This is a genomic window from Pseudomonas sp. AG1028 (assembly GCF_007993955.1).
Lineage (GTDB): Bacteria > Pseudomonadota > Gammaproteobacteria > Pseudomonadales > Pseudomonadaceae > Aquipseudomonas > Aquipseudomonas straminea.
Genome location: NZ_VIVP01000006.1, coordinates 295,795 through 319,633, shown reverse-complemented (window position 1 = coordinate 319,633; position 23,839 = coordinate 295,795). Strand labels below are relative to the sequence as shown.

Annotated in this window: 24 protein-coding genes and 5 tRNA genes; 14 read left to right on the top strand and 15 right to left on the bottom strand. The window is 61.3% G+C overall.

The genetic code is table 11. The features are described 5' to 3' along the window. Positions 1-72: 72 nt before the first annotated feature. Genes FB481_RS12330 through FB481_RS12315 form a run of 4 tightly spaced genes read left to right on the top strand, consistent with a single transcriptional unit; the run spans position 73 to position 2,898 of the window. A complete protein-coding gene (locus tag FB481_RS12330; RefSeq protein WP_147176620.1) occupies positions 73-1,350 on the top strand; it encodes a hypothetical protein in 1,278 nt (425 codons plus the stop codon). Further along, the gene (locus FB481_RS12325) at positions 1,350-2,348 is read left to right on the top strand and encodes a tyrosine-type recombinase/integrase (protein WP_147176559.1); all 999 of its coding nucleotides are present in this window, start codon (positions 1,350-1,352) and stop codon (positions 2,346-2,348) included. Before FB481_RS12330 ends, FB481_RS12325 begins: the two co-directional genes overlap by 1 nt. 47 nt (positions 2,349-2,395) lie before the next feature. Then, positions 2,396-2,638 (top strand): type II toxin-antitoxin system Phd/YefM family antitoxin, encoded by a 243-nt coding sequence (locus FB481_RS12320; protein ID WP_147176558.1) that lies wholly within the window; start codon positions 2,396-2,398, stop codon positions 2,636-2,638. Beyond that, a complete protein-coding gene (locus tag FB481_RS12315) occupies positions 2,635-2,898 on the top strand; it encodes a Txe/YoeB family addiction module toxin (protein ID WP_147176557.1) in 264 nt (87 codons plus the stop codon). The genes FB481_RS12320 and FB481_RS12315 overlap by 4 nt, the downstream gene beginning before the upstream one ends. Before the next feature lie 92 nt (positions 2,899-2,990). Here FB481_RS12315 and FB481_RS12310 read toward each other — a convergent pair. Next, positions 2,991-3,080 (bottom strand) — tRNA-Ser (locus tag FB481_RS12310). A gap of 338 nt (positions 3,081-3,418) precedes the next feature. Between FB481_RS12310 and FB481_RS12305 the strand changes: the two genes are divergently transcribed. Both FB481_RS12305 and FB481_RS12300 read left to right on the top strand, forming a co-directional pair. Beyond that, positions 3,419-4,108, top strand: a complete 690-nt coding sequence (locus tag FB481_RS12305; RefSeq protein ID WP_147176556.1) for a crotonase/enoyl-CoA hydratase family protein — start codon at positions 3,419-3,421, stop codon at positions 4,106-4,108. A gap of 89 nt (positions 4,109-4,197) precedes the next feature. After that, complete coding sequence (locus FB481_RS12300; RefSeq protein ID WP_147176555.1) at positions 4,198-5,169, top strand: magnesium and cobalt transport protein CorA; 972 nt, start codon at positions 4,198-4,200, stop codon at positions 5,167-5,169. Positions 5,170-5,200: 31 nt separating this feature from the next. Here the strand turns inward: FB481_RS12300 and FB481_RS12295 are convergent, their stop codons facing one another. The 3 genes from FB481_RS12295 to FB481_RS12285 form a co-directional block, all read right to left on the bottom strand. Next, positions 5,201-5,986, bottom strand: a complete 786-nt coding sequence (locus FB481_RS12295) for an ABC transporter permease (RefSeq protein ID WP_147176554.1) — start codon at positions 5,984-5,986, stop codon at positions 5,201-5,203. Next, on the bottom strand, positions 5,986-6,918 hold the full coding sequence (locus FB481_RS12290) for an ABC transporter ATP-binding protein (protein ID WP_147176553.1): 933 nt from the start codon (positions 6,916-6,918) through the stop codon (positions 5,986-5,988). Before FB481_RS12290 ends, FB481_RS12295 begins: the two co-directional genes overlap by 1 nt. Positions 6,919-7,148: 230 nt before the next feature. Continuing rightward, positions 7,149-7,769, bottom strand: coding sequence for a glutathione S-transferase family protein (locus FB481_RS12285; RefSeq protein WP_147176552.1), 621 nt, complete (start codon positions 7,767-7,769; stop codon positions 7,149-7,151). A 332-nt stretch (positions 7,770-8,101) separates the two neighbouring features. Between FB481_RS12285 and FB481_RS12280 the strand changes: the two genes are divergently transcribed. Both FB481_RS12280 and FB481_RS12275 read left to right on the top strand, forming a co-directional pair. After that, positions 8,102-10,549: an acyl-CoA dehydrogenase gene (locus tag FB481_RS12280; RefSeq protein WP_147176551.1), complete on the top strand. Its 2,448-nt coding sequence runs from the start codon at positions 8,102-8,104 to the stop codon at positions 10,547-10,549. 76 nt (positions 10,550-10,625) lie between these two features. Continuing rightward, positions 10,626-11,036: a PA2817 family protein gene (locus FB481_RS12275; RefSeq protein ID WP_147176550.1), complete on the top strand. Its 411-nt coding sequence runs from the start codon at positions 10,626-10,628 to the stop codon at positions 11,034-11,036. A gap of 100 nt (positions 11,037-11,136) precedes the next feature. Here FB481_RS12275 and FB481_RS12270 read toward each other — a convergent pair. From FB481_RS12270 to FB481_RS12255, 4 genes are all read right to left on the bottom strand, one after another. Further along, positions 11,137-11,212, bottom strand: a tRNA-Gly gene (locus tag FB481_RS12270). Between the two features lie 13 nt (positions 11,213-11,225). Further along, positions 11,226-11,301 (bottom strand) — tRNA-Glu (locus FB481_RS12265). 47 nt (positions 11,302-11,348) lie between these two features. Beyond that, positions 11,349-11,424, bottom strand: a tRNA-Gly gene (locus FB481_RS12260). 29 nt (positions 11,425-11,453) lie between these two features. Then, positions 11,454-11,529, bottom strand: a tRNA-Glu gene (locus tag FB481_RS12255). Between the two features lie 316 nt (positions 11,530-11,845). On the opposite strand from FB481_RS12255, the gene FB481_RS12250 reads away from it, so the two are divergent. Next, positions 11,846-12,613: a hypothetical protein gene (locus tag FB481_RS12250; RefSeq protein WP_147176549.1), complete on the top strand. Its 768-nt coding sequence runs from the start codon at positions 11,846-11,848 to the stop codon at positions 12,611-12,613. Positions 12,614-12,645: 32 nt separating this feature from the next. Here FB481_RS12250 and FB481_RS12245 read toward each other — a convergent pair whose 3' ends face one another. Beyond that, positions 12,646-13,128, bottom strand: a complete 483-nt coding sequence (locus FB481_RS12245) for a GAF domain-containing protein (protein ID WP_147176548.1) — start codon at positions 13,126-13,128, stop codon at positions 12,646-12,648. Continuing rightward, positions 13,125-14,015 carry an ATP-binding protein gene (locus FB481_RS12240; RefSeq protein ID WP_147176547.1) on the bottom strand — a complete coding sequence of 297 codons (891 nt, stop codon included), beginning with the start codon at positions 14,013-14,015 and terminating at the stop codon, positions 13,125-13,127. Before FB481_RS12240 ends, FB481_RS12245 begins: the two co-directional genes overlap by 4 nt. 101 nt (positions 14,016-14,116) lie before the next feature. Here FB481_RS12240 and FB481_RS12235 point away from each other — a divergent pair, with 101 nt between their 5' ends. Continuing rightward, the gene (locus FB481_RS12235) at positions 14,117-16,426 is read left to right on the top strand and encodes a response regulator (protein WP_147176546.1); all 2,310 of its coding nucleotides are present in this window, start codon (positions 14,117-14,119) and stop codon (positions 16,424-16,426) included. A 15-nt stretch (positions 16,427-16,441) separates the two neighbouring features. On the opposite strand, the gene FB481_RS12230 is transcribed toward FB481_RS12235, so the two are convergent. The 3 genes from FB481_RS12230 to msrB form a co-directional block, all read right to left on the bottom strand. Beyond that, complete coding sequence (locus FB481_RS12230) at positions 16,442-16,894, bottom strand: MarR family winged helix-turn-helix transcriptional regulator (RefSeq protein ID WP_093501361.1); 453 nt, start codon at positions 16,892-16,894, stop codon at positions 16,442-16,444. After that, complete coding sequence (locus FB481_RS12225; RefSeq protein WP_147176545.1) at positions 16,887-17,375, bottom strand: glutathione peroxidase; 489 nt, start codon at positions 17,373-17,375, stop codon at positions 16,887-16,889. Before FB481_RS12225 ends, FB481_RS12230 begins: the two co-directional genes overlap by 8 nt. Before the next feature lie 118 nt (positions 17,376-17,493). Beyond that, a complete protein-coding gene (msrB, locus tag FB481_RS12220) occupies positions 17,494-17,892 on the bottom strand; it encodes a peptide-methionine (R)-S-oxide reductase MsrB (protein ID WP_093501365.1) in 399 nt (132 codons plus the stop codon). A 147-nt stretch (positions 17,893-18,039) separates the two neighbouring features. On the opposite strand from msrB, the gene FB481_RS12215 reads away from it, so the two are divergent. From FB481_RS12215 to htpX, 3 genes are all read left to right on the top strand, one after another. Then, positions 18,040-19,251 carry a pyridoxal phosphate-dependent aminotransferase gene (locus tag FB481_RS12215; RefSeq protein ID WP_093501367.1) on the top strand — a complete coding sequence of 404 codons (1,212 nt, stop codon included), beginning with the start codon at positions 18,040-18,042 and terminating at the stop codon, positions 19,249-19,251. A 61-nt stretch (positions 19,252-19,312) separates the two neighbouring features. Next, positions 19,313-19,756, top strand: coding sequence for a hypothetical protein (locus FB481_RS12210; protein WP_147176544.1), 444 nt, complete (start codon positions 19,313-19,315; stop codon positions 19,754-19,756). A 217-nt stretch (positions 19,757-19,973) separates the two neighbouring features. Next, positions 19,974-20,846, top strand: coding sequence for a protease HtpX (htpX, locus tag FB481_RS12205; protein WP_013791788.1), 873 nt, complete (start codon positions 19,974-19,976; stop codon positions 20,844-20,846). A 57-nt stretch (positions 20,847-20,903) separates the two neighbouring features. On the opposite strand, the gene FB481_RS12200 is transcribed toward htpX, so the two are convergent. Then, a complete protein-coding gene (locus tag FB481_RS12200) occupies positions 20,904-21,554 on the bottom strand; it encodes a thiopurine S-methyltransferase (protein ID WP_147176543.1) in 651 nt (216 codons plus the stop codon). Positions 21,555-21,659: 105 nt separating this feature from the next. Between FB481_RS12200 and FB481_RS12195 the strand changes: the two genes are divergently transcribed. Then, complete coding sequence (locus FB481_RS12195; RefSeq protein ID WP_147176542.1) at positions 21,660-22,427, top strand: class III extradiol ring-cleavage dioxygenase; 768 nt, start codon at positions 21,660-21,662, stop codon at positions 22,425-22,427. On the opposite strand, the gene pabB is transcribed toward FB481_RS12195, so the two are convergent. Further along, entirely contained in the window at positions 22,412-23,776 is a 1,365-nt protein-coding gene (gene pabB / locus FB481_RS12190) for an aminodeoxychorismate synthase component I (protein ID WP_147176541.1), read from the bottom strand. The two genes, FB481_RS12195 and pabB, sit on opposite strands and share 16 nt — an antisense overlap. Positions 23,777-23,839 lie beyond the last annotated feature (63 nt).

Below are 23,839 nucleotides of genomic sequence, written 5' to 3'. Positions count from 1 at the left end.
GACGTCCCTGTAACACGTCAGAAAGATGCAAATACACAGTGTCAATTCGTGTCAATTTGGAGCAAACAAACAATGGCAGTTAAAGACCTTCTCAGAGTTAACCGGGAATTCAAGGAAACGCCGGATGGCCGTGTCTTTTTCGATTCCCATACCGCCGTCATCACCGATCTGACTAACGTTCGCCTGCTGCGCTGTGGCGTCGATACCGTGCGCCAGTTGTATCGCGGTCTGATCCGCCCTGAGATCATGTGCCTGTTTGAGAAACCTGGGGCCATGGTCGAGTTCGCTGGCCAGATCTGGCACTCGGGCCGTGTCAGCAAAGACTCTGGTTACCAGTACAAGCTCCAGAACGCTGACCTGGGCATCATCCTGTTGGTGAAGAACTTCAATGCCAAGATCGACGCCATCGGCGCCCACCTGAAAATCGAAGTATCGCCCCATGCCATCGACGCCCTGTCGCCTGAGCGCCTGCAAGACCGCATGGACTACTACGCCTCGGCAGTGCTGACCCATCGTGAAATCAACCAATGCGCCGTCCACCTCGCACTAGACCTGCAGGGCTGGAAACCGCCCGTAGATCTGGTCGCCCGTATGCACTGCCGTGCACGCACCCAACGCGACATTTCCGGCATCAATGAAATCAACTGGACCACCAAGTCCAGCACCTACGGTCGTGGCGAAACCTTCATGTTCGGTTCGGCCAGCGGTGTGCAACTGGCGATCTACAACAAGACCGAGCAAGCCCGGGCCACTGACAAGCTCGACTACTGGGAAAGCGTCTGGAAGCGCCGCGACAGCTTCGACCCGCAAGACCCGGACAACTATGATCCCGACGCTGACGTGTGGCGTGTAGAGCTGCGCTATCACCACTCTGTCATCCAGCAATTCGCCAGTGGCTCAATCGACCTTAAGTCCGGGGCGCTGATCGATACCAGCTCCTTTGCCGCCTTCGCGGGGCATCTCGACGGTCTGTGGCGCTATGGCCTGCGCCAATTCAAGCTGCTCTGCCGCCCTGGCTATTTTGAACCGATCTGGACGCTGATCCGTGAAGACGTGCGCGTTGATCTGCCGGTGGACTCGCTGCTCGATGACACCGAATACAAACGCTACTACAAGACCTCGCGTGGCTTCTCCGGCAAGAACGTGGAGCTGTTCCTGGGAAACTTTGTAAGCCTGCTGGCAAGGGAAAAGGTGGGCGCAAAAAAGGCGTTTAAGACCCTGCAGCAATGGGACTGCTGGCCGGTCATCCGCGATCACTACGCCGCCAAGGAAATGACCCAGGACGATCTTTATAAACACATCAAGGATCTGCTGACGGAGCGGCATGTTCGGTGGGGGCGTGCCGTCTGATGGCAATCGAAAAGCTCCCTGACGGCCGCTGGAAAGTCGATGTAGAGCCCATAAAGGGCAGGCGTTTTCGGAAGACGTTCAAGACCAAGGCAGAGGCAACTCAGTTTGAAGCGACCTGTCGTTCCAAGTGTGCAGAGTCTCCATCTTGGACGGTTAAGCCCAAGGATCGTCGCAAGCTCTCCGATCTGTGTCGCCGCTACTACGACCTGCACGGCCACACCCTTGCTGACGGCCCCGCTCTGCTTCGCACTCTTGAGAAGCTGGTCAAAGACCTTGGCAATCCCGTTGCCGTCACCTTCACCGGCAACGCCTTCTGTGAGACGCGGCGCCTGCTATTGGAAGAAGGCATTCAGGGCAAAACGCTGAATAATCGGCTGGGCTATCTGAAAGCCGTATTCAACGAGCTGCGCCGCCTTGGTGATATCGACTACCCGAACCCGTTGATCAACGTCCGCCCATTGCGTCTGCAGGAACGCCCGCTGTCGTTTCTCTCGTCTCACCAGATCAAACAAGTGCTCGATGCTCTTGATCAGCGCACCACAAGCCCTGCCCTTGGTTTGATCGCTCGTGTGTGCCTCTCGACAGGTGCCCGCTGGGGTGAAGCACAGGCTCTTACGCCCGAACGCGTACGCAACCGTATGGTGACCTTTGCGAACACCAAATCACGTCGTACACGGTCGATTCCGATCAGTAGCGATCTTGAGGCCGCCCTGCACGCTCACTTCAAGCGGTACGGCCTGTTCACCAACTGCATGCTCAGCTTCAGCCGCGTTCTCGACACGACGTCGATCAGCCTCCCGGCCGGTCAGGCTACCCACGTGCTGCGGCATACGTTCGCCAGCCACTTCGTGATGCGCGGCGGCAACATCCTCACGCTGCAGAAGATCCTGGGCCATACCTCGCTAGCGATGACCATGCGCTACGCGCATCTGTCCCCTGATCACCTGCAGGACGCTTTGCGGCTGAACCCACTGAACGACGAAGAGCCATTAACATGACGTACGACTTAGCGTACGATGCGAGCATCCCCAAGAGGCCAAGCATCATGCAAATACTCACCGCAAGCGAAGCACGCACCAATCTGTATCGCCTGATGGATCAGTCCGCGGAATCTCATCAGCCGATTATGATCTCGGGCAAGCGCACCAACTCCGTCCTGGTCTCGGCTGAAGACTGGGAAGCCATCCAGGAAACGCTATACCTGCTGTCCGTTCCGGGCATGCGCGAATCCATCAAAGAAGGCATGGAAGAGCCGGTAGACGACTGCGCTAAGGAACTGGACTGGTGACTTGGCAGCTCGCATTCACAAAACAGGCTCAGAAAGACGCCAAGAAGCTTGCTGCGGCAGGCTTGAAGGACAAGGCCAAGGCCTTACTGGATGTGGTACAGGTGAACCCCTTCCAGAACCCGCCACCTTACGAAAAGCTGGTGGGCGACCTGTCCGGTGCCTACTCGCGGCGTATCAACATTCAGCACCGGCTCGTTTATCAGGTGCTGCATGATGAGCACGTGGTCAAGGTGCTGCGGCTCTGGACCCACTACGAATAAGCGCTTTCGACACTTTTTCGACAGCTACCTGGCCGGAAATGCAAAAAGCCCCGAAAACAGTAACGTTTTCAGGGCTTTAGGTATTGCGAAAGTGGCGGTGAAGAAGGGATTCGAACCCTTGATACGGTTTCCCGTATACACACTTTCCAGGCGTGCTCCTTCAACCGCTCGGACACTTCACCGGATCTCGCCAAACGCGCTGTCTGTCGAGGCGCGCTAATGTAATCGAAGGTTCTTCCAAACGCAAAACTTTTTTCAAAAGATTCATGCGCTTAAGCCATTGAGAGATGTCGGGGCGACGTACGCGCCATCGCTATGGTGCGAGCAAGCGCGCATAGCGCTGGCAGGCGAGGCCCGAGGAAAGCCGACAGTGGTGATCAGTCTACTCCATCACCGGCATGACCACCCCGCCCTGCACCTACATCGTCCAGCCACCCTGACTCTACAGTCACCCTTCGTGCTTTACCGGATCACGGCGGATGGGTAACGTCAGCCGCACTTTCACAACAAGGAGTCGACCATGAGCGACCTGATCAGCTACCAACTCGATGACGGCATCGCCACGCTGACGCTCAACAACGGCAAGGTCAACGCGATCTCGCCGGCGCTGATAGAGGCCTTCAACGCGGCCCTGGACCGCGCGACCCAGGACAAGGCCATCGTTATCCTCACCGGCCAGCCGGGTATTCTCTCCGGCGGCTACGACCTCAAGGTGATGACCTCCGGCCCGCAAAACGCAATCGATCTGGTCGCTGCCGGCTCGACGCTGACCAGGCGCATGCTCGCCCATCCTTATCCCATCATCGCCGCCTGCCCCGGCCACGCAGTGGCCAAAGGCGCCTTCCTGCTGCTTTCCAGCGATTACCGCATCGGCGTCGAAGGAGCCTTCACTATCGGCCTCAACGAAGTGCAGATCGGCATGACAATGCACCACGTCGGCATCGAACTGGCGCGCGATCGTCTGCGCAAGTCCGCCTTCCATCGCTCGGTGATCAACGGCGAGATGTTTGACCCGCAAAGCGCCGTCGATGCCGGCTTCCTCGACAAGGTGGTACCGGCCGAGCAATTAATGGCTACCGCCCAGGCCGCGGCGGCGCAGTTCAAGAAGATCAACATGAACGCTCACCGCAAGACCAAGCTCAAGGTACGTGCCGCGCTGCTGGAAACTCTCGACAAAGCAATCGAGCTGGACAAGCAGCATTCGCTGTAACGCCAGCCGTGAAAGAGCCGCTCAGCGGCTACTGAGCACATCGAGATAAGCAGGTAAGCTGCGACCACTAATCTGGCACGGGGTACACCATGGGCGATGTGGTCGCAGCAGCGGTTTACAGCAAGGGTCGCAAAGTCAGCGACATTCACCTCGACGAAGGTCGGGAATGGGCCGCCAAGCCCGAACACTTCGTGTGGATCGGCCTGCACGACCCCGGCAACCAGGAACTCGGCAACCTGCAACAACAGTTCAATCTGCATGAGCTGGCTCTAGAAGATGCGCTGCAGCGGCACACACGCCCCAAGCTGGAAATCTTCGGCGATGCGCTGTTTCTGGTGCTCTACTCGCCCGTACATATCGCTAATGAACTGACTTTTGTGGAAACCCAGCTATTCGCCGGCAAGGGTTACGTAATCAGCGCCCGCTACGGCGACTCCGCGTCTTACACCAAGGTACGTCAGCGCTGCGAGGCGCGGCCGCTGCTGCTCGAGCACGGCGAAGACTTCGTACTCTATGCCTTGATCAGTTTCATCATCGAGAACTACCGGCCGCTGATGGACACCTATTACACCGAGTTGGAGCAACTCGAGCAAACCGTGCTCGAATGCGCCATGACCCACGGCGAGGTGGTACGTATCCAGAAGTTGCGCCGAGATCTCCTGCGCCTGCGCCGCAATATCGGCCCGCTGGCAGAGATCTGCCAGGAGCTGCAGCACCTGGACTTCCCCTTCATAGACAAGAACATGCGACCGTACTTTCGCGACGTGGCCATTCACGTCAATCGGCTGCTCGAGGACCTGACCAATCTGCGGGAGATGGCCGACCATGCCATCGAAGTCGGCCTTCTGCTCGAGTCATCCCGGCAGAGCGTGGTGCAGCGCAAGTTCGCCGCCTGGGCGGCGATACTGGCCTTTCCCACCGCGGTGGCCGGCATCTACGGCATGAACTTTCACAACATGCCGGAGCTGAACTGGCACTACGGCTACTTCGTCGTACTCGGCGTGATTGGCGCCGGCTGCGTAGGGCTGTACGCCAGCTTCCGCCATTACGGCTGGCTGTAGGGTTCGCCCACAGCCTGCTGCGACACACTGCTTACTGACGCATCCCGCGACCACTGACCAGCAGACGCACGCACAGCACATAGAGCACCGCCGTGGCGACCAGCATGAAGCCGATGGCGGTGCCGATGCGGATATCCGACACGCCGAGGATGCCGTAACGGAAGGCGTTGACCATGTGCAGCACCGGGTTGGCCATCGATACCGTCTGCCAGAACGGCGGCAGCAGGCTGATCGAATAGAACACCCCACCCAGGTAGGTCAGCGGCGTCAGCACGAAGGTCGGGATGATCGAGATATCGTCGAAGTTGCGCGCGAACACCGCGTTGACGAAACCACCGAGGGAGAAGATCGTCGCCGTCAGCAACACCACCAGTACTGTCAGCCCAAGGTGATGCACCTGCAAGTGGGTGAAGAACAGCGACAGGATGGTGACGATGACGCCCACCGCCAGGCCGCGCAGCACGCCACCGGTGACGTAACCGATCAGGATGGTATGCGGCGAGACCGGCGAGACCATCAATTCTTCGACCGAGCGCTGAAACTTGCTGCCGAAGAAGCTCGACACCACGTTGCCGTAGCTGTTTGTGATCACCGACATCATGATCAGCCCCGGCACGATGTATTCCATGTAGGTGAAGCCACCCATGTCGCCGATCTGCCGGCCGATCAAATTGCCGAAGATCACGAAGTACAGAACCATGGTGATCGCCGGCGGCAGCAGGGTCTGCGGCCAGATGCGCATGAAGCGGCGCACTTCGCGATAGACGATGGTGCGCAAGGCCACCAGATTGGCGCTGAACTCGGACTGCTCGTGCATCATACGGCCACCTTCGACAGGTTCTTCTCGACCAGGGACACGAACAGCTCCTCCAGGCGGTTGCTCTTGTTACGCAGGCTCAGCACCTCGATGCCGTGCGCCGACAACTGACGGAACAGGTCGGTGACGCCCTGGCTCTTGTCGACCTGCACTTCGAGGGTGTGATGGTCGACCAGCTTGACCGGATAACCGGCAAGGGCCGGCACGGCAGTCAGATCGTGCTTGAGATCGAGCAGGAAGGTCTCGACGTGCAGCTTGCCCAGCAGCGCCTTCATGCTGGTGTTCTCGACGATCCGCCCGTGGTCGATGATGCCGATGTTGCGGCACAGCTGCTCGGCCTCTTCCAGGTAATGGGTGGTGAGAATGATGGTAATGCCTTGCTTATTGAGGTCGGTGAGAAAGCTCCACATCGACCGGCGCAGCTCGATGTCGACACCCGCGGTCGGCTCGTCGAGGATCAGCAGACGCGGTTCATGCACCAGCGCGCGGGCGATCATCAGCCGGCGCTTCATGCCACCGGAGAGCTCTCGTGACGCCACGCCGCGCTTTTCCCACAGCCCCAGCTGGGTGAGGTATCGCTCGGCGCGCTCCTTGGCCAGGCGCGCCGTAATGCCGTAATAGCCGGCCTGGGTCACGACGATGTCGAAGACCTTTTCGAACTGGTTGAAGTTGAATTCCTGGGGCACCACGCCGATGCAGCGCTTGAGCGCGGCGGGCTGGGCGTCCAGATCGTGGCCGAATACGTTGACCGTACCGCTGGACTTGTTCACCAGGGTGGAAAGAATTCCGATGGTGGTGGATTTGCCGGCGCCGTTGGGGCCCAGCAAGGCGAAGAAGTCGCCCTCGGCGACGTCGAGGTCCAGGCCATGCAGGGCGGTGAAGCCGTTGCCGTAGGTCTTGGTCAGCTGTCGGATCGACAGAGCAGTACTCATAAAGGATATGCACCCATTAAAAAGACAGGGTTTAGAGGGGCATGCCGCGCAAACATTGCAACGCAATTGCCCACTCAGGGCGCCTCTATAAACGTAGGTGAGGCAGTCATCGCAAGGCCTAGGTGACCCCGCAAAAACAGGCGAAAAGCGGAGTTTACAGCTTGTAAATGAGCATTTTTAGCCTGTTTTCAACGCTGCGATGACAACGCAGGTAGTTTTTAGAGGTGCCCTCAGGTCAGATCGGTCATCACCGCGCGCCGATAGGCCGGCCGCTTGCACAAGCGCGCGTACCAGGCCTGAAGGTTGGGCTGCGACGGCCGCTCGATGGGCATTTCAAACCAGGCATAGATGAAACTGCCCAGCGGGATATCGCCCATGGCGAAGTGTTCGCCGGACAGATAAGGCTGCTCGTCCAAAGCCTTTTCGGGCAGCGCCAGCAGGTCGATGCAGCGTTGCCGGGCCGCTTCGATCAGCGCGTCGTTACGCTGCTCGACCGGAGTACGCAAGGTGCCCCAGAACAGATCGCGAAACTCGCCGGCGAAGCTGGAGGTCGTCCAGTCCATCCACTTGTCGCCGCATGCGCGGCTGGCAGGATCTTCAGGGTAAAGGGTGCCCGGCGCATAGGCCGCGGCCAGGTAACGCACGATGGCGTTGGATTCCCACAACACCAGATCGCCGTCTTCGATCATCGGCACGCGGCCGTTGGGATTGCGCGCCAGGTATTCGGGCTGGTCGACCACGCCGAAGGCACCACCGGCCTCGAGCCGCTCGTAGGCGACGCCGGCCTCTTCAGCGCACCACAGCGCTTTGCGTACGTTGCTGGAATTCTTGCGACCCCATATTTTCAGCATCACCCATCATCCTTATCAGAGTCCTGCCTGCCAGGAGGCTGACAACCCTACCACTGTGCCGCCAAGAAGGAAGGCGGCAGCAATAATGTTGGTTATCGACCGGGTTCATAGCGCAGGCAGTCGGCACCATTGGGCACCTGACCAACAGGTCATCCGCGCAGACAATTTGTTATCCGAACTCGCCTGCCTGGCTCGGGGTCACTATCGGAACGTGACCGGCCGCATTTGCTCGACAAGCGCCCTGTTGCGCCCCTGTCGGCAACTTCCACCCAAGCCGACTACGATTATGGCGGCGCTTGCCGTTCTGCTGTCGCCATCACGGAGGATTCTGCATGCTCGCTGTCTGGTTGCTCGTCCTGGTTCTCGGTACGGCCTATCTGGCCCACCGCCGCACGGCTCCCCTGCCCGCCCTGGCCATCGTTGCCGCCTACCTGCTGATCATGGGCGCCTATAGCCATGCCCCTGGCTGGCTGATGGTGATCTTCTGGCTGCTGTGGCTGGCCGTCGCCCTGCCACTGGCGCTTCCGGAGCTGCGCCGCAAGCATTTCACCAAGCCGCTGTTCGCCTGGTTCCAGAAGGTGCTGCCGCCGATGTCCAAAACCGAGAAGGATGCCATCGAAGCCGGCACCGTCTGGTGGGACGGCGAGCTGTTCAGCGGCCGCCCCGACTGGGACAAGCTGCTGGCCTACCCGAAAGCCCGGCTGACCGAGGAAGAACAGGCCTTTATCGACGGACCGACCGAAGAGCTGTGCGCCATGGTCAGCGAATGGCAGATCGGCCAACGCATGGATCTGCCGCCCGAAGCCTGGGATCACATTAAACAGCACGGTTTCTTCGCCCTGATCATTCCCAAGGAATACGGCGGCAAGGGATTCTCGGCCTACGCCCACTCCCAGGTGGCGATGAAGCTGGCCACCCGCAGCGGCGACCTGGCCTCCACCGTGATGGTGCCCAACTCCCTGGGCCCAGCCGAGCTGCTGCTGCATTACGGCACCGAAGAACAGCGCAATCATTACCTGCCGCGCCTGGCTCGCGGTGAAGACATTCCCTGCTTTGCCCTGACCGGTCCGCTAGCCGGCTCCGACGCCGGCGCCATGCCGGACAGCGGAGTGATCTGCAAAGGCCAGTGGAACGGCGAGGAAGTCGTCGGCCTGCGCCTGAACTGGGAAAAGCGCTATATCACCCTTGGCCCGGTGGCGACCCTGCTGGGCGTGGCCTTCAAGGCCTATGACCCGGAGCACCTGCTTGGCGACAAGGAAGAGCTCGGCATCAGCCTGGCGCTGATTCCTACCGACACCCCCGGCGTGAACATCGGTCGTCGCCACGTGCCGCTGGGCGCCGCCTTCATGAACGGCCCGAACTCCGGCAAGGATGTATTCATCCCCCTCGACTACCTGATCGGTGGGCCGGACTACCTCGGCAAGGGCTGGATGATGCTGATGAACTGCCTGTCGGTCGGCCGTTCGATTTCCCTTCCGGCTGTAGGCACCGGCGCCGCCAAGTTCACCAGCCTGGTCACCGGCCAGTACAGCCAGGTGCGCGAGCAATTCAACGTACCGCTGTCCGCCTTCGAAGGTATCCAGGAAGCCCTTGCGCGTATCGGCGGCAATGCCTGGCTGATGGACAGCGCGCGCATCCTAACCGCCAACGCAGTGGATCTGGGCGAGAAACCGTCGGTGCTTTCGGCGATCCTCAAATACCACCTGACCGAACGCGGCCGTGAATGCATCATCCACGCCATGGACGTGCACGGCGGCAAAGGCATCATCATGGGCCCGAGCAACTACCTGGGCCGTTCCTGGCAAGGTGCGCCGATATTCATCACCGTCGAGGGCGCCAACATCCTCTCGCGCAACCTGATGATCTTCGGTCAGGGCGCCATCCGCTGCCATCCCTACGTACTCAAGGAAATGGCCCTGGCCGGCCGCGAGGACCGCGACCAGGCGCTGCTGGAGTTCGACGATTTGCTGATGCAGCACATCGGCTTCGCCGTCAGCAATGCCGCCAGCACGCTGATCCTGAGCCTCAGCCTGGGCCTGCTCGGCAAGGTGCCGGGGGACCGCATCAGCCGCCCCTACTTCCGCGCTCTCAACCGCCTGAGCGCCGCGTTCGCCATGCTGGCGGACCTGAGCATGATGCTGCTGGGTGGTGAGCTGAAGCGCCGTGAGCGTCTGTCGGCCCGCCTGGGCGACGTACTCAGCCATCTGTATCTGGCCTCGGCGGCGCTCAAGCGCTATCACGACCAGGATTACCCGGAGCACGTGCGCCCGCTGCTGCACTGGGCATTGGAAGAAAGCCTGGGCAAGGCCGAAAACGCCATCGACGAGCTGCTTAGCAACTTCCCAAACCGCCTGCTCGGCAGCGCCCTGCGCGTGCTGGTGTTCCCGTTCGGCCGCCGTCACCAGGGTCCGGACGATCACCTCGATGCGCAAGTCGCCGCGATCATTGGTCAAAATGCCGGTGACCCAGCGCTCGAGGCCGTGCTCGAAGGTTGCTTCCGCCCCACCTCGACCGAGGATCCGGTTGGCGCTCTACAACACGCCTTCAATCTACTGCAGGAAGCTGCGCCACTGCAGAAGAAACTACATAAGGCCGTCAAAGCCGGGCAAGTGCGTGAAACGCCTGGGCAGAATGAGATAGAAACGGCGGTCGCCGCCGGCGTGCTCAGCGCCGAGGAAGGCCAGCAACTGCAGCGCGCCGAGCAGGCCCGCCGCGTGGTGATCGACGTCGACGACTTCAGCAAGGAGGACCTGCTGCCCAGCGAAGGCAAGGTGAGGTAATCGCAAGGCAGGGACGACAGCGGGCGCCATGGACCTTATACTCCGGCGCCCGTTTTACTTTCAGGATCACCCGGACATGGCCAATCCCCATCTCGACCATCACATCGTCCTGCTCAACCACCTGCGCACCATCCTCGTTGCCCTGGGTGAAGCCGAGCAGATCCTCGATGCCAGCCATGCCAACTTTCTCGAGCGCTATGACGAACTTCTGGCCGAGCTGCCAGTGGACTTCGAACGCAGCCAGTACCTGGGCCAGGAGCTGATCAGCCAGATCTTCCAGCGCTACCCACAGATCGCCCACCTGGTGCCGCGCGACCTGCTGTGGTTCTTCGGCGGCGACTGCCTTCACTTCATGCCGGACGAAGAGATCGAGTTGTACCAGCAGCTCGACGAACGTCGTTTCTACGCCGAAGAGAACGACGAGCCGTTCGACTGGAACCAGGAAAAGCAGCTGCTGGCCATGCCGGCACCGACAAGCCGCCACTGACGAAAAAGCCCGCCAGCAGTAGTGATGCTGGAGGGCTTTTTCTTAGCGCCGAAACGCAGATACGAAAACGCCGCTCGATTGAGCGGCGTTTTCGTTTATTTGGAGCGGGAAACGAGACTCGAACTCGCGACCCCGACCTTGGCAAGGTCGTGCTCTACCAACTGAGCTATTCCCGCATTTACAACAAATTGGCGTCCCCTAGGGGACTCGAACCCCTGTTACCGCCGTGAAAGGGCGGTGTCCTAGGCCACTAGACGAAGGGGACCTGGAACTTCTTAACGCAATTCGGCTGCCACGCCGAACCTGAAAATCTGGAGCGGGAAACGAGACTCGAACTCGCGACCCCGACCTTGGCAAGGTCGTGCTCTACCAACTGAGCTATTCCCGCAATCTTTGCTACTCCACTTCTTCTGGAAGTGGCGTCCCCTAGGGGACTCGAACCCCTGTTACCGCCGTGAAAGGGCGGTGTCCTAGGCCACTAGACGAAGGGGACATTGCCCGGAATTTCCGGCTTCCCCGTTGTGCTTTTCAGCATTACCGTGGAAGTGGCGCGCATTCTATGGAGCCTTTCAACACTCGTCAACAGCTCATATAAAAATTTTTAAAATCAACGACTTCAATCTGATTCCAGGACCATCGGCAGAGTGCTTGCCGAGCATGCCTGCTTTAATGCGACAAGCGAAACGCGCAGGCTTCGCGCAAACCGCGCAATGATGGCAGAACGCGAGTAAGATGACTGACACCGACAGGCAGCCACCGCCTCGCGGATCGCTGCGCCCTGCCCCGACAGCTTTAAAGAGGTTAAGACGATGTCCTCGCTCGTTATCACTATGGCGATAATCGGCGGTATCACGCTGTTGGTGCTGCTGGCCTACCTGAATCAATTGGCTGAGAACAACAAACGCAAGAAGGCCCGACTCAAGGCTGACCTGGCTGAGCGTTACCGGCGCATCGCCGACCTCAACGAGCAGTTCGTCGGCCAGTTCATGAGCCCTGAACTCAAATTGCTGCTGTGCCGCCTGCAGCTGCAGTTCGCCGAACGCATTCTGGAAGTCGACAAGCAGGACACGGTCTACGCGACCATGGCCGAAGAGCTGCGCAAGCTGATCGCCATGGGCCAAGACATCCCCGTTCGCAATGCGCCTTACGCCATCACCGACGATGCCAAGGCTACCCAGGTCCGCGCCCAGCTGGAGGCACTGCATGGCCAAGTTGGCAAATTAGCCCAGAACGGCCAGCTGCCGGTGGACGAAGCGAAAAAGTGGGCAAAGGATATTCGCCACATGCTGGTGCAGCTATACATTGACCTTTACGGTAACCAAGCCAAGCAGGCGTTGCAGCAGCAACAGAACGGGCATGCCCGCCTGGCTCTGGAGCGTGGTGTGCAGTTCCTGCAGAAGCAGCCAGACACTGCGCGTTATCAGGCGACCCTGGCGCAGTTCCAGAAGCAGCTGGAGCGGGTCAATGCGATGCTGGTCAGCGCCCAAGCGCCAACCGGCGACGCCGACAGCGAGCTGACCGAGGGACTCAAGTCGATGGAAGACGACGGCTGGAAGAAAAAGGCGCTGTACGACTGAGAGGCCTGCGCCTCTCAGCCCTCACTTCTCTTTTAGCAATCACTGGCGCGCAGCAGCACAGCGGCCAGCCCTTCGATACCGCGCTGATCCACCTCGCTGAAACGCCCCACTCTTGGGCTGTCCAGATCCAATACGCCGATTAGCCGGCCATCCTTGACCAAAGGCACCACCAGCTCGCTGTTGGATGCGCTGTCGCAGGCGATATGCCCGGGGAAGGCATGCACATCCTCGATGCGCTGGGTTTGCCGCGATGCCACCGCAGCGCCGCACACGCCGCGTCCGAAGGCGATCCGCACGCAGGCCACCTTGCCCTGGAACGGGCCGAGCACCAGCTCATCGTCCTTCACCAAGTAGAAGCCGGCCCAGTTCAGGCCTTCCAGCTCGTGATAAATGAAGGCGCTGAACTGCGCAGCATTGGCGATGAAGTCCCGCTCACCGGACAAAAGTGCTTCCAGCTGGGCAGTCATCAAGGCGTAACCATCCAGCCCCGAACCGGTCTGACTCAAATCGATCATTGCGAAGTCTCCAGTAACTGCAGCCCGACCCAGTGGCGGGCAAACTGATAGGCGCACCTTCCATTGCGGTTGCCGCGTCCGGTGGCCCAGCGCACGGCGAGCTTTTCCAGCTCCTCGCTCCACCGCCATTGCAGGCCGGCCTGCGCCGCCTGGACCTCGACCCAGTGACGCACCACATCCAGGTAATGCTCCTGGGTGAACGGATAGAAGGAAAGCCACAGGCCGAAGCGGTCCGACAGTGCGATCTTGTCCTCGACGGCCTCGTTCGGGTGCAGCTCGCCGTCGACCATTTTGGTGTTGGCGTTGTCGCTCTCGCGTTCCGGCACCAGGTGCCGACGGTTGGACGTGGCGTACAGCAGCACGTTCTCCGGCGAGCGCTCCAGCGAGCCATCGAGCACGCTCTTGAGTACCCGGTAATCACCCTCGCCCGCCTCGAATGACAAATCGTCGCAGAACAGGATGAAACGCTGCGGGAGCCTCATCAGTTGCTCGACCACCCGCGGCAAATCGGCCAAGTGGTCACGCTCGATCTCGATCAAACGTAGCCCGGCGCTGGCATGCTCGGCCAACAGCGCGCGAACCAGCGACGATTTGCCTGTGCCACGCGCGCCCCAAAGCAGCGCGTGGTTGGCCGGCATGCCCTGCACGAACTGGCGGGTATTACGCGCCAGTTGCTCGCGCTGGGCATCGACGCCAATCAGGTCGGACAGATTCATGTCCAGACTGACCTTGAGCGCCTGCAGATAGCCCGAGCGCCCCTCACGCTGCCAGCGCGCGGCGAGGGTATGACGCCAGTCCAGCGGTTCGCGCTCGGCCGGCAATAGCGGCTCCAGGCGCGTCAGCACGCTCTCGGCGCGCTGTAGAAAATCGGTAATGCGCGAATCCACGTAGCAGCTCCTCGGATATTCAGTCTGTGAGTCGGGCGTGCCGAAAAATAGGCCAGATCGACTATGCTTGGGCAGCGAACGGAACGAGACAGCGCCCCAATATGGAAATACCACTCAGACAGCGACTGTCATTCAAGCAGGCAGGCCTCACCGTTCTGGTCACCTTCATTCTCGGCGCGCTGCTCAGTCTGGTGCAGATCGGCGTCGATTATGCCAGTGAAGACGCTGCCATCAACCGCGAGATTCGTGCACTGATGGAGATCAGCCACGATCCCGCCGCCCGAATCGCCTACAACATCGATGCCGAACTCGCCCAGGAGCTGGTCGTCGGCCTGCGCCGCTCCCCCGCGGTAATCACCGCACGCATCGTCGACAGCAATGGCGAAGAGTTGGCCAGCGCCACGCAGCCATCCATGCAGAGCCGCTACCGGCTGTTCAGCGATTTCCTGTTCGGCGCCACACGTCACTTCCAGACCACACTTTCGGTCGGTCACGCACCGGATGAGCCGCTCGGCATGCTGCAGCTGGACATCGATACCTACGCGTTCGGCAGCAATTTTCTCAAACGCTCGATGCTGACCATGATCAATGGTTTCACCCGCAGCCTGTTGCTTTCGGCGATCCTCCTGGTGCTGTTCTACTTCATGCTGACCAAGCCATTTAACCAGGTTATCCAGTCACTGGCCGAGCGCGACCTGCGTACTCCGGATCGCACGCCACTGCCCTGCCCCCCCGGTCACGAGCGCGATGAACTTGGCGTACTGGTGAAAGTCGCCAATCGACAATTTGCCAGCATCGCCACCGAGATCGAGCAGCGGCGCAGTGCCGAAGACCGGCTTACCGACTATCTGGGCGAACTGGAAGCCATCGTCTCGGCCCGCACAGTCGAGTTGAAGGCCGCCAACAGCCGCCTCAGCCGCTCCAATGAAGAGCTGGAGCAGGCCCGCCGTGACGCCCTGGCCATGGCCCAGGCGCGCTCGATTTTCCTGGCCAACATGAGTCACGAGATCCGTACGCCACTGAACGGCTTACTGGGCATGCTCGCCCTGTCACTCGAAGGCCCGCTGAGCAGCGAACAACGCCAGCAGCTGTCCATCGCCCACGACTCGGGCAAGGTGCTGGTCGACCTGCTCAACGACATTCTCGATTTGTCCAAATTCGAGGCCGGCCAGCTGGAACTGGAGCGTATCGCCTTCGACCTCGGCGCGCTGGTGGAAGGCACTGCCAGCCTGCTCTCGCAAAATGCCCAGGCCGGCGTGGAGCTGACCTGCCTGATCGATCCCCGGCTGCCCGCACAGGTGCTCGGCGACCCGACCCGTGTCCGGCAGATCGTCAGCAACCTGCTGTCCAACGCCCTGAAATTCACCCGCGAAGGACGCGTCGACATTCGCATCGGCGCCGAGGGCGAACGTATCCGTATCGAGGTGTGCGACACCGGTATCGGCATCGCCGAAGATGCCCAGGCGCGTATCTTCCAGCCGTTCACTCAGGCCGGCGCCAACATCACCCGGCAGTTCGGTGGTACCGGGCTCGGCCTGGCGCTGACTCGCCGCCTGTGCGAGGCGATGCAGGGCAAACTGGAGCTGCAATCCACACCTGGCAGCGGCAGCCGTTTCAGCGCCATCCTGCCATTGCAGGGCCTGGAGGTACCGTCCGCGGCGCCAAAGCTGGGTGGGCGCGTACTGGCGATTTGCGGCGCCGATACCGGGCTTGCCGAGCTGCTGCCGGTGCTGATCGGCAATTGGGGCCTGAGTTACCGCCGCCTAGACAGCGCCCGGGACGTCGAAGATATCGAGGCAGACGTAATCATCAGCGACTGCCCCGGCTGCATGAAAAAGCTGCGCGGGCAAACCGCGGTGCCGATTATCCTGGTCACTGCATACGGTAGCTTTCTGGATGCCGAACAGGCTGCCGCACTGGCTCCACTGGAACAGGTCGCAAGACCCCTGACACGCCAGCATCTGCTGCAGGCACTCAGCCATGCGCTGAAAAATTCGCCGGAAGAATCGACCAGCGCTCCTGCCCCGACTGTGAGCGACCGCAAGCCGGCCCGCGTGCTGCTGGTCGAGGACAACCCGGTCAACCAGCTGGTCGCCAAGGGCATGCTGGCCAAACAGGGGCTCGAAGTGGTGCTGGCCAATAATGGCCAGCAGGCGCTGGAGCGGCTGCAGGAAAACACCTTCGAACTGGTGCTGATGGACTGCAACATGCCGATCATGGACGGCTACGAAGCCAGCCGCCGCATCCGCGAAAACCCGGCTTGGCGGCACCTGCCAGTCATCGCCCTGACCGCCAACGCGCTGTCGGACGAGCGCGAGCGCTGCCTGGCCGCGGGCATGAACGACTACCTGGCCAAGCCGTTTCGCCGTGAAGAGCTGCTCGTCCTGCTCGACCAGTGGCTGCCCGCCTGAGCGGCAGCCCATCGGCTAATCAGAAATTTGCCCGGCGATGCGCTGCAACAGCACATCCAATTGCGCGCGCAAGGGCGCCAGCTGCTCGCTGTCGACGCCCTGCTCGCAGAGCAGCTGACGCTTGAGAGCCGGCACGCGGTTGCGAAGCTCACGGCCCTGCTCGCTGAGGCATAGATGCATCTCGCGCTCGTCCGCATTGCTGCGCCGGCGGTCGATCAGCCCGGCCGCCTGCAGACGCTTGAGCAGCGGTGTCAGGGTGCCCGAGTCAAGCAGCAGGCGCTCACCGAGGGCCTTGACCGTCGGCTGTGGCGGCGCCTGCTCATCCCACTCCCAGAGCACCAGCATCACCAGGTACTGTGGGTAGGTCAGTTGCAGCGCTTCGAGCATCGGCTTGTAGGCTCGCACCACCTGTCGGGACGCGGCGTACAGCTTGAAGCACAGCTGCCGGTCGAGTTTCAACTCATCCATCGATGAGCGCTTCGATGGCCGCCTGCAGCGCATGCGGCTTGGTGGCCGTGGCGAAGCGCGTGACCTGACGGCCATCGCCACTGATCAGGAACTTGGTGAAGTTCCACTTGATGCGCTGGGTACCGAGCAAACCCGGCGCGCGGCGCTTAAGCTCCACGAACAGCGGATGGGCGCCCGAGCCATTGACCTCCACCTTGCGAAACAGCAGAAAGCTCACGCCGAAATTCAGCTCGCAGAAACTGGCGATGGCTTGCTCGTCACCCGGCTCCTGCTTGCCGAACTGGTTGCAGGGAAAGCCCAGCACCACCAGCCCCTTGTCACGGTACTGCTTCCACAGCGTTTCCAGCCCTTGATACTGCGGCGTGTAGCCACACTGGCTGGCGGTGTTGACCACCAAAATGGCCTTGGCGCCGAAATCGGCCAGGCACTTCTGCTCGCCGGCGATAGTAGTGCAGGGAATTGTCAGCAGATCCTGGCTCATTAGATGACGCTCTTTTGATGGATAGAGCGTAAAGAATAGTAAGCAATTAAATTGTATACAACTTAATTAATTAAAAATCAGGCCCGCCATCAGCGGGCCTGATAACAGCGTGTGGTACCTACGTCTCGCGTGGCACGTGCTTGAGCGACACCGAGTTGATGCAGTAGCGCTGCCCAGTAGGCCGCGGGCCATCGGGAAACACATGACCCAGGTGAGCGTCGCAATTGCTGCAGCGCACTTCGATGCGGTGCATGCCGTGGCTGAAGTCGTCCAGCTCGGTGATCACCTGGTCGTTGAGCGGCTGGAAATAACTTGGCCAGCCACAGCCGGAATCGAACTTGGCGTCCGAGTCGAACAGCGGCGTGCCGCAGCACACGCACTGGTAGATGCCCGGCACCTTGCTGTCGTGGTACTCACCGGTGAACGGCCGTTCGGTGCCGCCCAGGCGGCAGACGTTGAACTGCGCGTCGGTCAGCTCATCGCGCCAGGTTTCCAGTGGTTTTTCGAGCTTGCTCACAGGCCGTCCTCCTCAGGATAAAAAAGCCCTATCTGTATCTTTGCCCGACTCAGGCTGACACGTATGATTCGACACCTCAACCCGCCACGGCGCGCAGCCGCCTCGGCCCATTAGAGGCCGCCTTTCTTCGATTCGGGATTCTTCACCATGCAGGTCAGCAAATCCAACAAGCTCGCCAACGTCTGCTACGACATTCGCGGCCCGGTGCTCAAACACGCCAAGCGTCTGGAAGAGGAAGGCCAGCGCATCCTCAAGCTGAACATCGGCAACCCCGCGCCATTCGGTTTCGAAGCCCCCGAAGAAATCCTCCAGGACGTGATTCGCAACCTGCCCACGGCGCAAGGCTACAGCGACTCCAAGGGCCTGTTCAGCGCGCGCAAGGCGGTGATGCAGTACTGCCAGCAGAAGCAGATCGAAGGCGTTGGCATCGAGGACATCTACCTGGGCAACGGCGTGTCCGAGCTGATCGTCATGGCCATGCAGGCGCTGCTCAACAACGGTGACGAAGTGCTGATCCCGGCACCCGACTACCCGCTGTGGACCGCCGCCGTGGCGCTCTCCGGCGGCAAGCCGGTGCATTACCTGTGCGACGAGCAGGCCGGCTGGTTCCCGGATATCGCCGACATGCGCGCCAAGATCACCCCGAACACCAAGGCGCTGGTGCTGATCAACCCGAACAACCCCACGGGCGCCGTGTACTCGCGCGAAGTGCTGCTGGATATCGTCGAACTGGCCCGCCAGCACAACCTGGTGATCTTCTCCGACGAGATCTACGACAAGATTCTTTATGACGAAGCCCAGCACATCTCCACCGCCTCCCTGGCGCCGGACGTGCTGTGCCTGACCTTCAACGGCCTGTCCAAATCCTACCGCGTGGCCGGTTTCCGCTCCGGCTGGGTGATCATTTCCGGCCCCAAGCACAACGCGAAAAGCTACATCGAGGGTCTCGATATCCTGGCCAACATGCGCCTGTGCGCCAACGTGCCCAGCCAGCATGCGATTCAGACAGCCCTGGGCGGCTACCAGAGCATCAATGATCTGGTACTGCCCAACGGTCGCCTGCTGGAACAGCGCAACCGCACCTGGGAGCTGCTCAACGACATTCCCGGCGTCAGCTGCGTCAAACCCATGGGCGCGCTTTATGCCTTCCCGAAGATCGACCCCAAGGTCTGCCCGATCCACAACGACGAGAAGTTCGTCCTCGACCTGCTGCTCTCCGAGAAGCTGCTGATCGTCCAGGGCACCGCCTTCAACTGGCCGTGGCCGGATCACTTCCGCGTGGTCACCCTGCCCCGCGTCGACGATCTGGAGCAGGCCATCGGCCGCATCGGCAACTTCCTCAAGACCTACCGCCAGTAACTCCAGCCTGTGCGGATGCCAGACCGGGTATCCGCCTCCTTCGCCGCCAGAGCACGAGCCCATGGACCTGCAGATAGACGACTTCTACAAGGACGCCGCCAGCGGCTTGCTGATGCTCTACCAGGCCTTTCCGCGCAAAGCCTCGCTGTACGTGGAAGACCTGATCGGTCGCGAAGAACCGGATGAATTCGGTTTGCCGAGCAAACGCCACCAGGCCTGCCTGGGCGCGCTGCTGTGGCTGGCCGAAGAAGGCTACCTGCGCTACGAATCCACCATCGGTTATGACGCGCTGGATCAGGCGGTGCTGACCGAAAAAGGCTTTCTGCGTCTGTCGCGCGGCATTCCCCGGGCGATCAGCGAGGGGGAAGCCTTGCCGCCGGCGGTGGGTCGAGTGCAGGCGACCCTGGCCTTTCAGTTGCGCGAAGCGCTCGCCCAGCAACATGGTGAACGGATTGCGCGCCTGACCCGCCAGTTGTTCGAACAGCGCCCTGCTACCCCTTACTGACTGCACTCGGCACAGCGAAAGCAGCGGTTTTTCTTGGCCTCGATTGAAATAAACGCGAAAAAGCCCATCTAAGCTTTGCCGCCCGCGTGAGGCTGCTTGCAGCCGCTGAGCCAGGCGACACAGTTTGAAATAGTGACTCGGTTGAATCGCTACAGGGCGCGCCCTTATATAGCCGCCGTATCGAGCCTGTCTTTCCCTTGAGGAGTCGTTTCACACCATGATGCGCATTATGTTGTTCCTGGCTACCAACTTGGCGGTACTGGTTATCGCCAGCATCACCCTCAAACTGCTGGGGGTTGATCGCTTCACCGGCCAGAACCACGGCAGCCTGCTGATCTTCTGCGCCGTCTTTGGTTTTGCCGGCTCGCTGGTCTCGCTCTTCCTGTCCAAGTGGATGGCGAAGATGAGCACCGGGACCGAAATCATCACCCAGCCGCGCACCCGCCACGAACAGTGGCTGCTGCAGACCGTCGAAGAGCTGTCGCGCGATGCCGGCATCAAGATGCCGGAAGTGGGTATCTTCCCGGCTTATGAATCCAACGCCTTCGCCACCGGCTGGAACAAGAACGACGCGCTGGTTGCCGTCAGCCAAGGCCTGCTCGAGCGCTTCTCGCCTGATGAGGTGAAAGCCGTATTGGCACACGAAATCGGCCACGTGGCCAATGGCGACATGGTGACGCTTGCGCTGATCCAGGGCGTGGTGAACACCTTCGTGATGTTCTTCGCACGTATCTTCGGCAACTTCGTCGACAAGGCGATCCTGAAGAACGAAGACGGCCACGGCATTGGCTACTTCGTGGCGACCATCTTCGCCGAGTTGGTGCTGGGTATCCTGGCCAGCATCATCGTCATGTGGTTCTCGCGCAAACGCGAGTACAAGGCCGACGAAGCCGGCGCACGATTGGCCGGCAAGGGTGCGATGATCGCCGCCCTGCAGCGCCTGCGTGCCGAACAGGGCGTGCCGGTGCAGATGCCCGACAGCCTGACCGCCTTCGGCATCAACGGCGGCCTTAAGAACGGCCTGGCGGGCCTGCTGATGACTCACCCGCCGCTGGAGGAGCGTATCGAAGCCCTGCGTCGTCTGGGCTGATCGAAACGCAAAGAAAAGGCGACCTGAGGGTCGCCTTTTTCATACTCATGATTCGCCCTAGAGCAGGCGCAGGTGGTAGGCCCGCTCATCCATACGCGTGAGGCCTCGAGCCCTGAAACGATCCTCCAGGGCATCCTGGCTTTCCAGCAATTCGCTTTCCCAGATAGCGCCGTTCCAGTTGCGCACCTCGGCGTCAGTTACCGAGAACGGTGGCCCTTCCATCAGCGCCTGGTCGTAATCCAGGGTCACCAGCAGGCCGTGGCTTTCCGGCAGCAGGATCTGCCGCAGGTGACGCACGTAGCGCTCACGCATCTCGGCAGGCAGCGCAATCAGCGCCGCGCGATCGTAGAACAACGCGCAACCCGGCATATGGCGGGCTTCGAAGGCAAAGAAGTCGCCGCAGAATAGTTCTACTCGGCCGTGACGATACACCTTGAAGGCGCCTTCCTGGGTGATCACCGGCTCGACGCCCTGCTCGGCGAAGAATGCCGCGACCGCCACTTCGGCCAGTTCCACGCCCACCACGCGATGCCCCTGCGCCGCCAGCCAGGCAACATCCAGACTTTTGCCACACAAGGGCACCAGCACGGTCGCGTCGCTCGCACCGGCCACCGTCGCCCAGTGCCGTTGCAACTGGCCGTTGACTTGGCGGGCATGAAAGCCGATCTGATTGGCGTGCCAGCGTTGCAGCCAGAATGATTCCTGCATGTTTTGCTCCAAAGCCATCAAGAAAACAGATAACACCGAGCAGACTTTACCTGTTGTTAGGCCAACTTAGCTGATGGATCATGCCTGCAATATCAGGAGAACACCATGCAACCTAGCCTGTTCATTTCCCACGGTTCGCCCATGCTCGCCCTGCAACCCGGCGCCAGCGGCCCTGCCCTGGCGCGTATCGCCGCTAATCTGCAGCGGCCAGACGCGATCGTGGTGGTCTCGGCACATTGGGAAAGCGAGACGCTGCGAGTGATGAGCAACCCGCAGCCGCAAACCTGGCACGACTTCGGTGGTTTTCCGGCCGAACTCTACCAGGTGCAATACCCGGCGCCCGGCAGCCCGCAATTGGCCGAAGACATCGTACAGCGCCTGCACGCCGCCGGCCTCGCCGCCGCCACCGATGACCGCCGCCCGTTCGACCATGGCAGCTGGGTGCCGCTGTCGCTGCTCTACCTCAACGCCGATATCCCGGTGGTGCAGGTCTCACTGCCCAGCCGCCAGGGCCCGGGCCTGCAAGTACGGGTAGGCGAAGCACTGGCCGCACTGCGCAAGCAGAACGTACTACTGATCGGCTCCGGCAGCATCACCCACAACCTGGGCGAGCTCGACTGGCGCTCCACCGGCGATGAAGCCGCGCCCTGGGCACTGGAGTTTCGCGACTGGATGGTCGAGCGGCTGCAGGAGGACGACCTCACCGCGTTAATCGATTACCGCCGCCAGGCCCCACACGCACAGCGCAACCACCCGAGCGAAGAACACCTTCTACCATTGTTCTTCGCCCGCGGCGCCGGCGATACCTTCGCCATCGAGCACCAGGGGTTCACCCTGGGCGCCCTGGGCATGGACATCTACCGCTTCGACTGACAAAAGCTTTCCAAGGTGCTGAGCAGCACCTGCACCTTGGTGATGGATTCCTGATACTCGGCCTGCCAGGCCGAGTCGGCGACGATACCGCCACCGCCCCAGCAACTGATCACACCGTCTTTGGCCAGCAGGCTGCGGATGGCGATGGAGCTGTCCATCTCCCCGCGTACGTCCAGGTACAAGAGCGACCCGCAGTAGGGGCCACGGCGCGTCGGCTCCAGCTCGTCGATGATCTGCATGGCGCGGATCTTCGGCGCGCCGGTGATCGAGCCACCGGGAAAAGCGCCCAGCAGCAGGTCCAGCGCATCCTTGTCGGCCGCCAGCTCCCCGGTCACTGCACTGACCAAGTGGTGCACGTTAGGGTAACTCTCCAGGGCGAACAGCTCGGGCACGCGCACCGAGCCGATGCGGCAGCTGCGCCCCAGATCGTTGCGCAGCAGATCGACGATCATCAGGTTCTCGGCGCGGTCCTTGGCGCTGGAAAGCAGCACTTGGGCGTTGCGTGCATCTTCCTGCTCGTCACGCCCACGCGGCTGGGTGCCCTTGATCGGCCGCGTTTCTACCTGCCCGCTACTGACGCGGATAAAGCGCTCGGGCGACAGACTCAGCAAGGCGCCGCCACCGGGCAGAGTCAGGAAACCGGCAAACGGCGTCGGGCAAGCACCGCGCAACGCGCCATAGGCCTGCCAAGGATCGCCCTGATAGCGGGCCTGGAAGCGCTGCGCATAGTTGACCTGGTAGCAGTCCCCGGATGCGATATAGGCCTGAATCCGGCCGATGGCCTCGGCGTAGCGCTGCGGTTCGATATCCGCCTTGAAGGTCGCCAGCAAGGCGAACGACACCTGCCCTGCTTCGCCTGTCAAAGGTTGCTCGAACAGCGCCCGCAAGCGCGTCTGCTCGGCTGCCGGCAAGGCAGGATGGAACACCAGTTGGCTGGTCTGCGCCTGGTGATCGGTAATCAATGCCCAGGCGTAAAGGCCGAAAACGGCGTCGCCCAGCCCCAGATCGTCCCGAGCCTGCTCAGGCAACGCTTCGATACGGCGCCCAAAGTCGTAGGCCAGATAGCCCAGCAGGCCGCCGGCGAACGGCAGCTCGACGCCGGCGGGCAAATCGGCAGGCCCGAGTGCAGTGAGCTGCTCACGCAGGCGCGCGAAGAATGCGGCGCCCGATTCCTTCTGCAATGGCGTCAGCTCGGCCATCGGCCAGGCGCTGAGCAGGTCATAACGCCCACGGCTTGCCGCCGGCCTGCCGGCATCCAGCAACACCGCCCCAGGCGCCTGGCGCACCACCTGAAAATACACGGCAGGATCAGCCTGATACGGCAGGCGGTGAACGAGACAGATAGGCATTCGAGGCATCACGAAAACGAGGACGGCCGATTGTAGAGCCGCCGGCCGGATCGTCCTAGAGCT